The following is a 15,442-nucleotide window of genomic DNA, read 5'->3' on the forward strand; positions in this document are numbered from 1 at the left end:
GGGCCGCCCGGGGGCACATGCCGCGACGTCCCCGCGATATCCGCGCGAATCCCCACGCCGTGCTACCCGTGCTCTTAGGCTCGTTGCGTGTCCTTGTCGTGGCCGTTGATCGGCCGCACGCAGGAAATGCGAACGATCGAGACCGTTGCCACGGCCGCGGATGTCCGCGGCCTCGTCATCTGCGGATCAGAAGGCGTGGGCAAGAGCCGGATCGCCCATGAGGCCTTGTCGGAAGCGGCCTCGAAAGGCTTCGAGACTCGCTGGACGGCGGGCGCTTGCTCGGCCAGATCGGTTCCGCTCGCCGCTTTCGCGGCGTGGGCGCCGTCCGGCGTGACGGACACATTCCAGCTGCTGCGAGGGATCATCGAGGCACTCGCCCCCGCTTCGTCGAGCGCCAATGTTGTTCTCGGTGTCGATGACGCACACCTGCTCGACGAGCTGTCGGCCTTCGTCGTGCACCAGATCGTGCAGCGCGGGGCCGCGAAAGTGCTACTCACCGTGCGCGACGGCCAGCCGGTCCCACCCGCTGTGCAGGAGATATGGACGGCCGGTGAGTTCGCGCGACTCGATCTGCGGCATCTGACGCTGGACGAGACCACCGCGCTGTTGGTAGCCGCACTGGAAGGCCCGGTGGACCCGGAGGCGGCCCTACGGTTGTGGACGCTTACACGCGGCAATGTGCTGTATCTGAGGAACATCGTCGAGCAGGAAGTTGCCGACGGCCGGATCGTGCGGGTAGGTGATTTCTGGCGCTGGGTCGGCGACCCGGTGATGCCGCCGGGCTTGGTCGAGCTCATCGAGTCCCGCATCGGAGTCCTTCCGGCGCCCGTCGGCGACGTGATCGACGTGGTGGCCGTCAGCGAGCCGATCGACCTACCGACCCTCACGCGGATCACCGGCGCGGCTGCCATCGAGGAGGCCGAGACCCGGGGCCTGATCTCCATGGAGTCCGCGGGTGGCGGCATCGAGGTGCGGGTGGCGCATCCGCTGTACGGGGAGGTCCGCCGCAGGCGTGCGCCATACAGCCGGTTACGGCGACTGCGTGGAGCGGTGGCCACGGAACTCGCCGCGTCGACTGAACCCCGCGACATCCGCGTCGTCGTACGCCGCGCGACGTTGAGTCTCGACTCCGACCTCGCTCCCGACGCCGACCTACTCGTGCGGGCGGCGTACGGCGCCGTATGGCTGGGGGACCTGGCACTCGCGGATCGACTCGCGGAAGGGGCAATCGGCTCCGACGCGGCACCGGAGCCGAACTTCGTTCGCGCGCATGCGTTGTCGTGGCTCGGTCGGGGCGAGGAAGCAGAGTCGGTGCTCGCCGCGATCGACACCGGTCAACTGACTGATCAAGACCGCGCCAGACTCGCCTTCCTTCGGGCCAGCAACATGCTGTGGGCGCTCGGTGATCCCGCACGCGCGAAGGCATTCATCGACGATGTGCAGCCCGTCATGAGTCCGAATGCCCGCATGTACCTCGACGCCTTCCGCACCGTCTACTGGTTCGCCATGGACGAGCCCGAAAAGGCGTGGGAAGTCTCGAGATCCATTGCTGTAGAGGAGTTTCCCGTCGCCGGCGCCGAAGTGGCCTGGGTGCTTGTCCAACTCTGCGCGGACGCCGGACGCACCGCCGAAGCCATGGCGTACGCCGACGCCGGCTATTCCGTGGCGACCCGCAGCCTCGAGGCCCCACAGATGCGATTCAACATCGCGGACGCCGAAGTCAGCGCGTTGCTTCTCGGCGGCCTCATCGAGGACGCGGCGGGTGTGGCCGAGCGCACTCGTGAACAGGCTGCCGGTCTACCCGGAGTTGTTCACCTGCTCGGTGCGGCGATCGCCGGTCGGGCCGCGCTCGGTGCCGGTGATCTGCACAACGCGTCCGCACTGCTGGAGCAGGCAGCCGAGGGGCTGTGCGCAACACATCCCGACGGCTTCGGATACCGCTATCGCATCCCTCAGGTGACTGCGCTCGCGATGCGCGGCATGACTCGGGAAGCCGCCGAGGCACTGGCCACGCTCGCCAGGAGTCCACGCCGATTCCGCTCCCTGGACCACGAGCAGGCCATGATGCGGGCTTGGGTCTCCGGGAGTCAAGGCGCAGTCAGCGAGGCGATCGCGATACTGGTGTCAGCCGCCCAACGAGCCGCCGCGGCAGGGCAATTCGCAGCCGAATTGCTTTGCCTGCAGACCGCTACGCAGTTCGGTGATCGCAGCAACGCACCCCGGCTGCGCGAGCTGGAATCGATGGTCGAGGGACCCCGGGCGGGCCTTGCTGCGCGATTCGCCGATGCCATGTCGAAGGGCGATGCCGCCGAATTAGCCTCCGTGTCGGAAGAGTTCGAGCATCTCGGCGACCTCATCGCGGCGATGGATGCGGCCGCCCACGCCGCCTTGGCATACCGTCGGGACGACAAGCGGGGATCGGCGCTAGGCTGCGCGACACGCGCCGTAGCCCTGGCCGAGCGGTGCGGCGCCAGCACTCCGGCGTTGCGACAGGCCAGCGATCCCCTGCCGTTGACCGATCGCGAAGAAGAGATCGTGATGATGATCAGCGAGGGATTGTCCAACCGAGCGGTCGCCGAGCGACTGACCCTGTCCGTGCGCACCGTCGAGAGCCATATCTACCGGGCCATGGCGAAGACCGGAACCACCAGTCGCGAAGAACTCGCAGCGTTGTTGCCGCGGCGCACCGCGTCTAAGTACTGATCGACTCGAGAGCGCGCCGACTGCAGTAGCGGCCTACTGCGCTCGTCGCGGCATGCGCGGCCGACGATCGAGCGACACAGCCCTAGTGAGGAGGCACGAAGTGACCGATCTCATCACCGCGCCAACTGAGCGCCAGGAAATCATCGAAAGCGGGCCCGTCGTCACAGAGGTCGCCCAGCCGCCGGTCCTCATCACGGTTCAACAAGTGGCTTTCAGCACGGCGGCCGCGGCGTCGCTGCCCCGTACGAAGCCCCATCATGGTCTGGTCGCCGCCGTGCGAGCGATGCTGTCGAGTCACGAACAGGCGGCATCGCCGGCAGACGACCGCGTTCCGCCGAGTCACTATCTGCCACATCGCGAGGCCTTCCTCGAAAGTGCCGCCATGGCGCGAGAGATGCTCAGGCTGTGATCCTGTTTCAAGGCCGGGTACCGGTGGATTCGGCCCCGGTGGCCGGATGCGGGCATCTCGGGGACTCGGTCGCGCCGGCGCTGAAGCTCTCGGGCATCGCCAAGACCCACCGCAGGGGTGACGAGCAGGTGCATGCGCTGCGTGATCTCGACTTGACTTTGGGTGCGGGCGAGTTCGTCGTCGTCACCGGGCCGTCCGGATCCGGCAAGTCGACTCTGCTGCATGTCGCCGGCGGCCTTGACCGACCGGACAACGGCACGGTGACCGTGGCAGGAAAGGATGTGTGGACGATGAAAGCCGGTGCGCGCGCTGCGTTCCGGCGCCGCAACCTCGGATTCGTGTTCCAGTTCTTCAACCTGGTGCCGATGCTCACCGCGGCCCAGAACGTGTCGTTGCCCCTGGTCCTGGACGGCGTGCCGACTCGGGTTGCGGACGCGCGCGCCGCGGAGTTGCTGCACCGGGTGGGTCTCGGCAACCGGGTCGATCACCTGCCTGCCGAGCTGTCGGGTGGCCAGATGCAGCGCGTGGCGGTGGCCCGTGCGCTGGTGGCCCGACCGTCGATCATCCTGGCCGACGAGCCGACGGGAAACCTGGATCGTCACTCGTCGGTAGAGGTCTTGGAACTGCTGCGCTCGCTGTCGGACGAAGACGGCGCGGCGGTCGTGATGGTGACACACGACCAGACGGCGGCGTGCTACGGCTCGCGCGAACTACATCTCGTCGACGGGCATGCGTACGCAGCCGACGACGTGGCGCTCAGGTAGAGGTGATGTCCCGGCTGGCCGGCACCTGGGTGCCGTTTCGGCGGATCCACCTCGCAGCGTTGATCGCAGACTGGCGCCGGACGCTGCTCAGCGTGATCGGAGTCGCCGCCGGGGTGACGGTGGTGGTCGGATCGCTGATCCTCAAAGGCGAACTCCTGCGCCCGTTCGATTCGTACGGTCCCTCGCTCACCCACGCCGCCGAGGGCGAGGTCGTCGAGGTCACGCCGAATGTCAGTGGCCGATTGTCGATCGAGATCATCGACCGGCTGCGCACCGAAGTCACCGGGGCCCAAGCGGTCATCCCGGTCGTCGCCGCGTTGACGCCGGTCGACATCCCCGACGGCCAGCAGGGCTTCTTCCTGCTCGGCGGCTCCTGCCAGATCGAGCTGCTGGTCGGGCCGTTCAACTGCGAACAGCGCGCACGTGAGAAGGCCGCCGACGGTCCCGGTGTGCCGCTTCAGATTCCGACCGCCATCGCCGAGCGCCACGGTCTGCAGCTCGGCGACGAGTTGCACATCCCCGGCCTGCCGCCCGGCTCGGCACATCTGGGTTGGACGTTCCCGGAGTTCGACCGCGTCGAGGGCATCAACAACGGCTACGTGCTGCTCGCGCCGTCCTGGGACATCGCCGCGGCCATGCTCTCCTCACCTGGCTACGTCACCGCCGCGTTCGTGTTACCGAGACCAGGTGCGCATATCACGACCGCCATCGACCGTGTCATCGCCGCCACCGCGACGGCGGGCCCGCCGCGCCCGCACCTGCCCGCGGTGCTGCAGAACGGCACGCAGAGCTTCAACCTGACGGTGCTGGCCGGCGTCTTGATCGGATTCCTCATCGCCGTCAACACGATCCTGCTGGCCGTCGAGGACCGACGGGCGGTCATGGGCACCATCGGCGCGATGGGCGCAAAGCCGGTCGGGTTGTTCGGTGGCATGCTCGGCGAAGGGGCGGTGGTGGGTGTACTCGGGGGACTGGCGGGGGTGCCGAGCGGTTTCCTGCTCGGGATGTATCTGGTCCATCGGCACGGCCAAGCCATCCTCGCCGGCTCCGGGGCCACGCCGGCAGCGCATTTCACGCCGAGCTTGATCGTGATCGGCGCGGTCGCGGGAACAGCCTCGGGAATCCTCGCGATGATCGGGCCTGCCATGCGGCTCGCCCGTGAAGGCCCGTTGGCGTCGATGGCCGGTGCCGGCGGAGTGCAGCGCGCGAGGACGATTCCGTTCTGGCCATTGATCATCGGAGCGGCAATGGTGGCCGGCGCCGTCGTCGTTTTGCAAAGGTTCGAACGTGGGTCGATGCCGCTGAATGTCGGAATTAACGGAATGGCGGTCGGGCTCTACGGGATCGCGTTCGTGGCACTGTGGATCGCGCCGCGCGCAGCCGGGCCGTTGATCGGCGTGGTGACCGCCGCCCGACCTGACGTCGGGCGTCTGCTGCGTGCCGATGTCCGGCGCTACACACTGCTGTTCGCCATGTCCGTGGCGTTGCTCACCGTCGGCAGCGGTTTGGCCATCGGTTCACATGGAATGCAACTGCTCGCTACCACGCAGGTGGCAGAACAGAAGGCCGAGCGCTTGCCTGACGCCCTGCTCGTCAGCGCGCAATCGGTGCTCGACCAGCGGGACAGCCACCTCGCAGACGCCACTTTCGGCTTGGTGACCGGGGCCGCTGACGGCCGCAGCGTGTCCGCGCGCTGGCGGTCGACGATCTCGTCAGGCACCACGCCGCGGCTTGTCATCGGCGTCACGCCGGGGGACTGGTACAGCCGCGGCCGCTATCAACCGACGCGCGCCGACGACGAGATGTGGCAGGGCTTGCGCGAGGGGAACATCGGTCTCAGCGAGATCGCCGCCAGCCGCCTCGGCGTCACCGTCGGTGATGCAGTCGAGCTGCCGACGGTCAACGGGCAGAAGCGGTATCGGGTCGCGGGTATCTTTCGTCCGCGCATGATCGACGACACCGCGGTGGGCGACATCGTCCTGACGTCGGAGACTGTGGCGCGCACCGACTGGGCAGCCGTCCGCGATCGAGCCGCGGTGAGCTATTCGTCACCCACAGATGCAGCCGCTCATCGTCACGACTTCCTTTCGCTCGGCGCCGGACTGGCCGTGTACGACAACACCGAATGGCACTCGGTAGCCGCAGACGGGATCACCCGGTTCTTGGAGCCGTTCACGATCAGCGGGTACATCATCATGGTCGTGGCGGGCCTGAGCGTGCTGAATGTGTTCGTACTGGGCCTGGTTCAGCGCAAGCGAGAGCGCGCCGCGCTGCGCGCCATCGGTGTGACGCCCGGGCAGGAGCAGGCTGTCGTGGTCGCGCATGCTGGTGCGCTCGGACTCCTTGCCGCCGTTTTCGGTGGGTTGGGTGGTTCGGGTCTCACGTACCTCTGGACACTGGGCTCGCCGGTCTACTACGGCGTCAAGATCGACTGGGCGGTGCTGGACGCCCCGTTGAGAACCGGGATGGTGGCCGTGATCGTGCTCGTATTGGCCGCCGCTGTCTATCCGGTGTTCCACGCGCGACGGTTGGAAACGATAGCGGTGCTGCGAACCGCTTGAGCCTGGTCTACATCGCCGCGGCCCAGGCGATATGTCCTTCGAAGCCAAGCGATTCCGCCTTCGCGCGATAACAGCTCAGCAGCTCTCGGTAAGCGGCGTCGTCGCTGCGGGCGCGGGCCAGGAGCGTGCGCAACCGTAGCCGGGTGATCTCGACCATCGCCGAGTTCCCGTTCGCCGACAGGTCCGCCAACACGTCAGTTGCCTTCTGGGCTTCAGCAAGGTCTCCCTCGGCGCCACGTTTCAGCAGCGCCTCCACCAGTAAGCCGGTCCCGAAAACGCCATATCCGAGCCGCCCCGCCGCGTGCAGCTCGGACACGGCTGCGCGCATCACCTTCAGGGCGGCACCCCAGTCGCCGCGCCTGGCCGACTCAGGGGCGGCCAACAGCTCGGTGACCGGAACGAGGGAGGGGATACGTTCCCGCAGGAACATGTCGCGGGACCGCAACAGCAGCTCGAGCCCGCGGTGACGGTCGGCCGCGGCCTCCCGATAGACCAGCACCACCCCCAGGGCGAGCTCGGCGAAACCCAGTGCGTAATCGTTGGAGGCCCGTTGGGCGGCGAGCACGGCCTCCTCGCATGCGGCCAGCGCGGAGTCGTCGGGCCGTAGCACCCCGTAGGCGATTTCGATGGGGTACGTCCAGCCGAGGATGAGGGCCAGTGTTGCAGGGTCGCTGTTGCGCGCCATCGCGTGCGCGTCGTGAAGGTCCTCGCGCCAGCCGGGCCGGCCCAGCCACCACCGGGCGACTCCGCGGATTGCCAACGCGAAGGCCAGCGGTGATCCGACCCCGAAGCCGGCGCCCCTGGCGGGATCGCCGCCGGCCAGCTCGATGATGGTCTGCGACCATCGCAGGATCTGGTCGAACTCGCCGCTGTCGAACCAGCTGAGGAACGCTATGAACGACAAGCTCATGATCGGGGTCGGGTCGGCCATCGACTCGAGCAACGACATCTGTTCGGCAGCCATCCGGGCGGCCTCACGCGCTTTTCCGGTGAACAAGAGCTCGGTGGCCGGGCCGGTCATGCCGATTGCGAGCGAGACCTTATCCCCTGCCGCACTGCACATCTCGCGCAGCTCCACGAACCGTCCTTGAGTTTCTCGGAGATCACGAGCTTGAAAATCGGTGGCGCACAGCATGGTCAGCGGGGCAATCGCCATGGCGAGCTGGGTACCGTCGTCGGCTGCGGACACACTGTCGGCGAGCCGACGTGCTCGCTGCCAGCTGACTCGGGCCGCACCGACATCGCGGGTGGCCGACCAACCGCCTGCACGCATGTGCCAGCCGTACGCCGCGCCCGCCTCGCCTGCAGACTCGAGATGCTCGGCGATCAGCGCCGCGTTCTCCTCCACTGCCGCCGGTTCGTGTTCCTGGACAGCGGTGGCGACGCGCCGGTGCCATTCGGCGCGAGTGGATTTAAGTTGTGACTCGTATGCCACTGCGCGGATCAGTGGGTGCCGGAAAGCGTACTCGGCGCTTCGGGTGAAACGAATCTGGTCGATGAACTCCGCACTGATCAGCTCCTGGAGCGCCGGCTCGATATCCAGCGCTTCGAGAAACTTCATCTCGAAGCGGGCGCCGATCACCGCAGCGGCGTTCAACGTTCGTCTGGCTGGATTGCTGAGCCGGTCGATGCGCGCCTCGATCGCCGCCTGGACCGTGGCGGGCACGTTGATCTCGGCGACATCCGTGCCGCAGATATGGGCACCGCGTTCACCGGTCAGCACACCGCGTTGCACCAGTTCCCGAACCATCTCCTCGGCGAAGAAGGGGTTCCCGGCGGCTCGCTCGGCGATGATCGTGGCGAGTTCCCGGACCGAGGGATCCAGGCCCAGCAGCTCGCGAAGGAGATTCGAGATCTCCGAATCATCCAGTGGCGCAAGCGCTATGGTCTGTGCTCCGGGCACGTGCATCAGCGCGCCATCGTAATCGTGGCGGGACGTGATCAGCATCATCGACGGGGTGCGCGAAATGACGGAAACGAAATCGGTGATCAGCGACTCGCTCACGTCGTCGATCCAGTGCGCGTCCTCGACGATGAACAGTGCCGGTTCGGTGCGGGCCAACGACGCGGTGTTGATCAGTGCGGTCAGGCGGCGCCGTCGGGCATCCGGATCGATCTGGGGCGGTGGTGTATCGGCGTCGGCGATGCCGAGCAGGTCATCGAGCAGCAGAAGATCTTCGGGGTCCGCGCCGGGGAGCATCTCCGCTCGCAGCCGCCGGCGCGCGGTCGCGTCCTCGAGGCCGGCGACACCGGTGACCTCGCGGAAGAGTTGTGCCACCACCGCGAAGGAGATGTCACGGGTGTGCGACTCGCAGAAGGCCCAGTGCACCTCGATTCCGCGCGCAGTCGCCAACCGTGCGGTCTCGCGCGCCACCCGGCTCTTGCCGACACCGGGTGGACCGGTCACATTCACGACGGTGCCTTGACCGGTCTTCGTGCGGCCGACGATTGCCTCGAGGGTTGCCATCTCCCAGTGTCGCCCGACCAGGTGCGCATCGGCGCGGTCGACGAGTCCGTTCCGTGGACGGATCGAGATCAGTCGGCGTGCAGGTACCGGGGCGTCCATCCCTTTGACACGAACCATCTCCCGTTCGGCCAGTATTACCGCGTGTTCGACGAGCCCAGCGGTCGACTCCGACAGCATCACCCCGCCGGGCGGAGCCACCGATTCCATCCGCTGGGCAAAGCCGACCGATTCGCCCGTCGCCGCGTAACCCAGTAAGCCAGAACCCATCTCGCCCGCGATGACCCGACCGGAGTTCAGCCTGACTCGCAACCGCAGGGGCACACCGTCGCGCCGCTGGATCTCGCCGGCCAACTGCTGGGCCTCATCCTGGAGAGCCAGCCCGGCGAGGCACGCGCGAAAGGCGTGATCCTCCAACGCGACCGGAGCTCCGAAGATCGCCATCACGCCGTCGCCGGTGTACTCCACTGTTCCGCCGAAGCGGCGCACCACCGCCGCGGAGCGCTCCAGTAAGTCGGTCATGATGTGGCGCAACCGCTCGATGTCCACGACGGCCGCGATCTCCATCGAGCGGACCACATCGGCGAACAGCACCGTCACCTGTTTGTACTCGGCGGCGTTGACCGGCACCGCAGTCGAGGCGCCGCACTCGTCGCAGAACCTCGCGCTCTGCCGCAGTTCGGTTCCGCATGAACTACACGCGGCTTCCGTCGTCACGCGATCCTCACTCGCTGCCCCCGACATCGATATGCCGCAGTCCACCCAGGCGGCGCATGCATGGACCACCCGACTCGCCAAGCGTATGTCCGCAGGTGGGACGAAGTGACGATATTGACGCACCTGACGGTCGCGTACGCCATGGCGATCCACCCGATCGGAGCCGCCGCACTAGCGTGGCCTGTCATGACGAGCTCAGGTCCCCTCGCGGGGGTGAAGGTGATCGAACTCGGCGGAATCGGTCCCGGACCGCATGCGGCGATGGTGCTGGCCGACCTCGGCGCAGACGTCGTGCGGGTGCGCAGGCCGGGCGGTCTGCAGATGCCCGCGGAGAACGTCGACCTGTTGCACCGCGGCAAGCGCGTCGTCGACCTGGACGTGAAGCAGGAGCCGGCGACGCTGCTGAGTCTGGTCGAGAAAGCCGACGTGCTGATCGACGCATTCCGGCCCGGCATCTGCGAACGGCTCGGCATCGGACCCGAGGACTGCGCGGCGGTGAACCCGCGACTGATCTTCGCCAGGATCACTGGCTGGGGTCAGCACGGGCCACTGGCGCAGACCGCGGGCCACGACATCAACTACCTGTCGCAGACCGGGGTGCTGTCGGCGATCGGCTACCGCGACCGGCCGCCCGTCGTGCCGCTGAACCTGGTCGCCGACTTCGGCGGCGGGTCGATGCTCGTGCTGTTGGGCATCGTCGCCGCGCTCTACGAGCGGGAGCGCTCGGGCCGGGGCCAGGTAGTCGACGCGGCGATGGTCGACGGGGTCTCGGTACTGGCACAGATGGTGTGGACGATGAAGTCGACCGGCACGCTGGCCGACGAACGCGAATCGTTCCTGCTCGACGGCGGCGCCCCGTTCTACCGGACCTACGAGACCTCCGACGGTCGCTACATGGCGGTCGGATCGATCGAACCGCAGTTCTACGCTCAGCTGCTCGCCGGCCTCGGGCTGGACGCCGACGAGCGGCCTGCCCAACTGGACAAGTCGGCGTTCCCAGAGATGCACCGGTTGTTCGCTGATCGGTTTGCGAGCAAGACCCGCGACGAGTGGACGCAGATCTTCGCGGGCACCGACGCGTGCGTCACGCCGGTGTTGACATGGAGCGAGGCCGCCGCGAACGACCACCTGCGCGCGCGATCAACTCTGGTGCAGGCCAACGGCGTCGACCAGGCTGCGCCTGCCCCGCGGTTCTCCCGTACCCCCGCCGGGCCGATCGGTCCACCACCGCAGGCGCTGACCTCCGTGGAGGACATCGACTGGTAGCGGGAATTAGCTGGAAAATGCTGGCCGACAGGCGCGTGGGGTAGCTAGGATTTGCCGTATGGCGGTCCGGGCATCGAGAGAAGTGGTCTTCGAGGCGCCCAAGGAAGCGATCCTCAACGCGCTGGCCGACATCGACGCGGTGCCGTCGTGGTCGCCGGTGCACAAGCGCACCGAGGTGGTCGACCGGCATCCGGACGGCCGTCCGCATCACGTCAAGGCGACGTTCAAGATCATGGGAGTCACCGACAAGGAACTGCTCGAGTACCACTGGGGTGACAATTGGGTCGTCTGGGATGCGGAGGCGACACTGCAGCAGCGCGGTCAGCACGGCGAGTACAACCTCACTCCCGTCGGAGAGGACCGGACGCGGGTGCGCTTCGACATCGTGATCGACCTCGCCGCGCCGATCCCGGAGTTCCTCTTACGCCGCGCGAAGAAGATGGTGCTCGACGTCGCCACCGAGAATCTCCGGCGGCGGGTGATGGCCGGCGCCGGATAGTTATCGGCGAGAGTCGGGTTGACCGACGTTTTGGGCGCCGTGCCGTAAGACAACCCGACACTCGGCACCCGGCTAGCGTCGGCGCAGGGCCTGTAGGCGGCGGATCGCCTCGTCGAGCGTGTCGTCGCGCTTGCAGAACGCGAAGCGCACCAGATGGTTCCACGCGCCGGCATGCTCGGCGCCCGAATCGCAGAAGGCCGACATCGGGATGGCGGCCACTCCTGCCCGGTGCGGCAGCTCGTTGCAAAACGAGGTGCTGTCGGTGAAGCCCAGCGGCCGCGGGTCGGCGCACAGGAAGTAGGTCCCGAAGCTGTCATGCACCTCGAAACCGAGGTCTTTCAGTGCCGCACTGAGCCGGTCGCGCTTCGCCTGCATCGAAACCCGCAGGGCGGCCACCCACGCCTCCTCGTTGTCGAGTGCGTGCGCGACGGCGGGCTGGAACGGCGCACCGCCGACATAGGACAGGTACTGCTTGGCAGCGCGCACACCGGCGATGAGTTCTGCTGGGCCACAAGCCCATCCGATCTTCCACCCCGTCACGTTGAACATCTTCGCGGCGCTCGAGATTGTGATCGTGCGGTCGGCCATGCCGGGGTAGGAGGCCAACGGTAGATGGCGACGCCCGTCGAACACGAGGTGCTCGTAGACCTCGTCGGTGATCACCAGGAGGTCTTTGTCGACGGCGAGTTGAGCCAGCGCCCGCAGTTCGTCGTCGGAGGCCACCATGCCGGTGGGGTTGTGCGGCGAGTTGACGATCAGCGCTTTGGTGCGCGGCGTGATCGCCCGGCGCAGCCTGTCGACGTCGATGGCGAAGCCTGCGCCTTGTTGCAGCAGCGGCACGGCGCGTCGCGTGCAACCGGCCATGGCGATGACGGGGGAGTAGGAGTCGTAGAACGGCTCGATCAACAGCACCTCGGAGCCGGGCTCGACGAGGCCGAGTACGGCAGAAGCGATCGCTTCGGTGGCGCCGACGGTGACCAGCACCTCGGTCTCGGGGTCGTAGCTGGTGCCGTAGTGGCGTTCGCGGTGCGCGGCGATGGCCTCGCGCAGCGGTGCGATGCCGAGGCCGGGCGGATACTGGTTGACGCCCTCGGCGATCGCGTTCTCGGCGATCTCGAGCATCCGGGGCGGGCCGTCCTCGTCGGGGAAGCCCTGGCCGAGGTTGACGGCGCCGATGCGGGCGGCCAGCGCAGACATCTCGGCGAAGATCGTCACCGCGTACGGCCGTAACCGTTGAACCGTCACGGTGACCGAGCGTAGCGCCGCTGCCGAACGTCGATCACCGCTCGAAATCCATGGCGGCCAAGCGGTGCACCTGCGCCTTGGTGGCCTGGTACAACTCCCCCCAGGTTCGGTGTAGCCCGTCGTACAGCGCCGCCCGGTCCGGATCCGGCTCGATGCGGCTTGCGATGCGGGTCCAGTCGGTGTCCGGCGGCACGAGCCCCACACCTATCGCCGCCAGCAGGGCGTCGCCGAAACTGGCGCCGACGGTCTGTTCGGGTATCAACTGGGTGCGGCCGGTGATGTCGCTGACGGTCTGCGGCCATACCGGGCTGTCCAGTCCGCCGCCGACAGCGACGAGCCGTGCGCTCGGCGAGGCGTCGTCGAAGCGTGTGAGCACGTCGCGCACACCGAAGGCGATGCCCTCGTACGCAGCCCGCAGCAGGTGACCGCGCCCGTGTCGCAGGGTCAGTCCGGCCAGCACGCCGCGCGCCTGCGGATCGAATATCGGGGTCCGCTCGCCGCTGAAGTACGGCAGCATCAACAGGCCTTCGCTGCCGGGCGGTACTGCCAGGGCTTCCGCGGTCAGTTCGTCGAACGACGCGTTGCCCGTCGTGGACTGCAGCCAAGTGATCAGGCTGCCCGCGGTGGCGGTGCCCGCCGCCAGCGCATAGCTGTTGCGTTCCACCGCGGCGGTCGCCCACAGTGCCGGGTCGCGGTGGTATTCCGCGAGGATCTGAACCATGAACATGGTCGACCCGTACATCAGCATCAGGTCGCCGGGCCGGCGTACGCCCACTGAGAAAGCCTCGGCGTAGGCGTCGACCGTCCCCGCCACGACAGGCGTCCCCGCCGGAATGCCGGACACGTCGGCCGCTTCCGCAGTGACCGAGCCGACCACCTCGTCGGGCCAGAAGAGCCGGGGCAACGGGAGGTGTCCGCAAATCCGTTCCGCCCATTCGAGGTTCCACTCGAATGTCGGAGTCGCGTACATCGGATCGCACTGGCTGGCAGTGTGGTGGTCGATGACGTACTCGCCGGTGAGTTTGGCGACGACATAGGAGTTGGAGCTGAACCATGTTCTCGCGTCGGCGAATACCTCGGGTTCGTGGTTCCGGATCCATTGCAGCTTCGGGCCGACGGCCTGGCTGGTCAACAGGCTGCCGCCCCGGTCGAGGATGTTCTGTTCGCCGAACTCGGCGGTGAGCGAGTCGATCTCGGCGACGGCGCGGGTGTCGATGCCGTAGAGGATCGCCGGTCGCAGCGGTCGCAGGTCGTCGTCGCACAGCAGCAGACAGGGGCCGAGCCCACTGATGCAGACGCCCGCCGGTGAACCGTGGGCGGGCATGCGGGCCAGCAGCGCGCGGCTGATGTCACAGACTTCGCGCCACCACACCGCCTCCGCGTCGAACTCCGCCCAGCCGGGCCGCGGCAGGTCCATCGAGTGCGTCCGCGTCTCGGTCGCCAGCACGGTGCCGGAGGCGTCGGTGAGCACGCCTTTCGTGCTTCCGGTGCCGATGTCGATGCCGAGAAGGACGTCCACGGCGTCACGGTAGCCGTGTTCGCGCGAGGACGTGGCCGCCCCAACCAACAGGTTGGCCGAGGCTGTTAGGCTCACCCGCATGTCTGAAGAAGCCTTCATCTACGAGGCGATCCGCACGCCTCGCGGCAAGAACAAGAACGGCGCGCTCAACGAGATCAAGCCCGTCAACCTGGTCACCGGCCTGGTCGACGAGTTGCGTCGCCGCCACCCCGACCTCGACGAGACGCTGATCAGCGACGTCATCCTTGGCGTCGTCTCGCCGGTCGGCGACCAGGGCGGCGACATCGCCCGCACCGCGGTGCTGGCCGCGGGCCTGCCCGACACCACCGGCGGCGTGCAGCTCAACCGGTTCTGCGCGTCGGGCCTGGAAGCGGTGAACACCGCCGCGCAGAAGGTGCGCTCGGGCTGGGACGACCTGGTGCTCGCCGGCGGCGTCGAGTCGATGAGCCGCGTGCCCATGGGTTCCGACGGCGGCGCGTGGGCGACCGATCCGGAGACCAACTACGTCATCGGCTTCGTCCCGCAGGGCATCGGCGCCGACCTGATCGCGACGATCGAGGGCTTCTCGCGTGAGGACGTGGACCGCTATGCGCTGCGCTCGCAGGAGAAGGCTGCCGCGGCGTGGTCGGGCGGTTACTTCGCCAAGTCTGTCGTGCCGGTGCGCGACCAGAACGGCCTGGTGGTTCTCGACCACGACGAGCACATGCGCCCCGACACCACACTCGAGGGGCTGGGCCAGCTCAAGACCGCCTTCGACGGCATCGGTTCGATGGGCGGCTTCGACGACGTGGCGCTGCAGAAGTACCACTGGGTCGAGAAGATCAACCACGTGCACACCGGCGGCAACAGCTCCGGCATCGTCGACGGCGCCGCGCTGGTGCTCGTCGGGTCCGAGAAAGCAGGCGCGTCACAGGGTTTGACGCCGCGGGCCCGCATCGTGGCGACCGCGACCAGCGGCAGCGATCCGGTCATCATGCTGACCGGCCCGACGCCGGCCACGCAAAAGGTGCTCGACCGCGCCGGCCTGACCGTCGACGACATCGACCTGTTCGAGCTAAACGAGGCCTTCGCCTCGGTGGTGCTCAAATTCCAGAAGGACCTGAACATCCCCGACGAGAAGCTCAACGTCAACGGTGGCGCCATCGCGATGGGCCACCCGCTGGGCGCCACCGGCGCCATGATCACCGGAACCATGGCCGACGAGCTCGAGCGCCGCGGTGCCCGGCGTGCGCTGGTCACGCTGTGCGTGGGCGGCGGCATGGGCGTGGCCACCATCATCGAAAGGGTTTAAGGCT

General features: G+C 67.6%; 10 protein-coding genes. 7 read left to right on the plus strand and 3 right to left on the minus strand.

Annotated features, from left to right (window positions below):
• The first annotated feature begins 87 nt into the window (after positions 1-87).
• The 4 genes from A5663_RS18760 (at position 88) to A5663_RS18775 (ending at position 6,437) form a co-directional block, all read left to right on the plus strand.
• On the plus strand, positions 88-2,703 hold the full coding sequence (locus A5663_RS18760) for a LuxR C-terminal-related transcriptional regulator (RefSeq protein ID WP_068152526.1): 2,616 nt from the start codon (positions 88-90) through the stop codon (positions 2,701-2,703).
• Between the two features lie 100 nt (positions 2,704-2,803).
• On the plus strand, positions 2,804-3,112 hold the full coding sequence (locus A5663_RS18765) for a hypothetical protein (protein WP_068152528.1): 309 nt from the start codon (positions 2,804-2,806) through the stop codon (positions 3,110-3,112).
• Complete coding sequence (locus A5663_RS18770; protein WP_231976831.1) at positions 3,109-3,876, plus strand: ABC transporter ATP-binding protein; 768 nt, start codon at positions 3,109-3,111, stop codon at positions 3,874-3,876. Before A5663_RS18765 ends, A5663_RS18770 begins: the two co-directional genes overlap by 4 nt.
• Before the next feature lie 5 nt (positions 3,877-3,881).
• Complete coding sequence (locus A5663_RS18775; protein WP_068152581.1) at positions 3,882-6,437, plus strand: ABC transporter permease; 2,556 nt, start codon at positions 3,882-3,884, stop codon at positions 6,435-6,437.
• 7 nt (positions 6,438-6,444) lie between these two features.
• Here the strand turns inward: A5663_RS18775 and A5663_RS18780 are convergent, their stop codons facing one another.
• Entirely contained in the window at positions 6,445-9,645 is a 3,201-nt protein-coding gene (locus A5663_RS18780; RefSeq protein ID WP_068152531.1) for an AAA family ATPase, read from the minus strand.
• Between the two features lie 159 nt (positions 9,646-9,804).
• Between A5663_RS18780 and A5663_RS18785 the strand changes: the two genes are divergently transcribed.
• Entirely contained in the window at positions 9,805-10,884 is a 1,080-nt protein-coding gene (locus A5663_RS18785) for a CaiB/BaiF CoA-transferase family protein (protein ID WP_068152584.1), read from the plus strand.
• Between the two features lie 58 nt (positions 10,885-10,942).
• The gene (locus A5663_RS18790) at positions 10,943-11,383 is read left to right on the plus strand and encodes an SRPBCC family protein (protein WP_068152537.1); all 441 of its coding nucleotides are present in this window, start codon (positions 10,943-10,945) and stop codon (positions 11,381-11,383) included.
• Positions 11,384-11,455: 72 nt separating this feature from the next.
• Here A5663_RS18790 and A5663_RS18795 read toward each other — a convergent pair whose 3' ends face one another.
• Together A5663_RS18795 and A5663_RS18800 are read right to left on the minus strand one after the other, a co-directional pair.
• On the minus strand, positions 11,456-12,628 hold the full coding sequence (locus tag A5663_RS18795; RefSeq protein WP_068152541.1) for a pyridoxal phosphate-dependent aminotransferase: 1,173 nt from the start codon (positions 12,626-12,628) through the stop codon (positions 11,456-11,458).
• 34 nt (positions 12,629-12,662) lie between these two features.
• Entirely contained in the window at positions 12,663-14,147 is a 1,485-nt protein-coding gene (locus A5663_RS18800; protein ID WP_068152587.1) for an FGGY-family carbohydrate kinase, read from the minus strand.
• Positions 14,148-14,226: 79 nt separating this feature from the next.
• Between A5663_RS18800 and A5663_RS18805 the strand changes: the two genes are divergently transcribed.
• A complete protein-coding gene (locus A5663_RS18805; protein ID WP_068152543.1) occupies positions 14,227-15,438 on the plus strand; it encodes an acetyl-CoA C-acetyltransferase in 1,212 nt (403 codons plus the stop codon).
• The last annotated feature ends 4 nt before the right edge of the window (positions 15,439-15,442 follow it).

The sequence above is a fragment of the Mycobacterium sp. E740 genome (assembly GCF_001672895.1).
Classification (GTDB): domain Bacteria; phylum Actinomycetota; class Actinomycetes; order Mycobacteriales; family Mycobacteriaceae; genus Mycobacterium.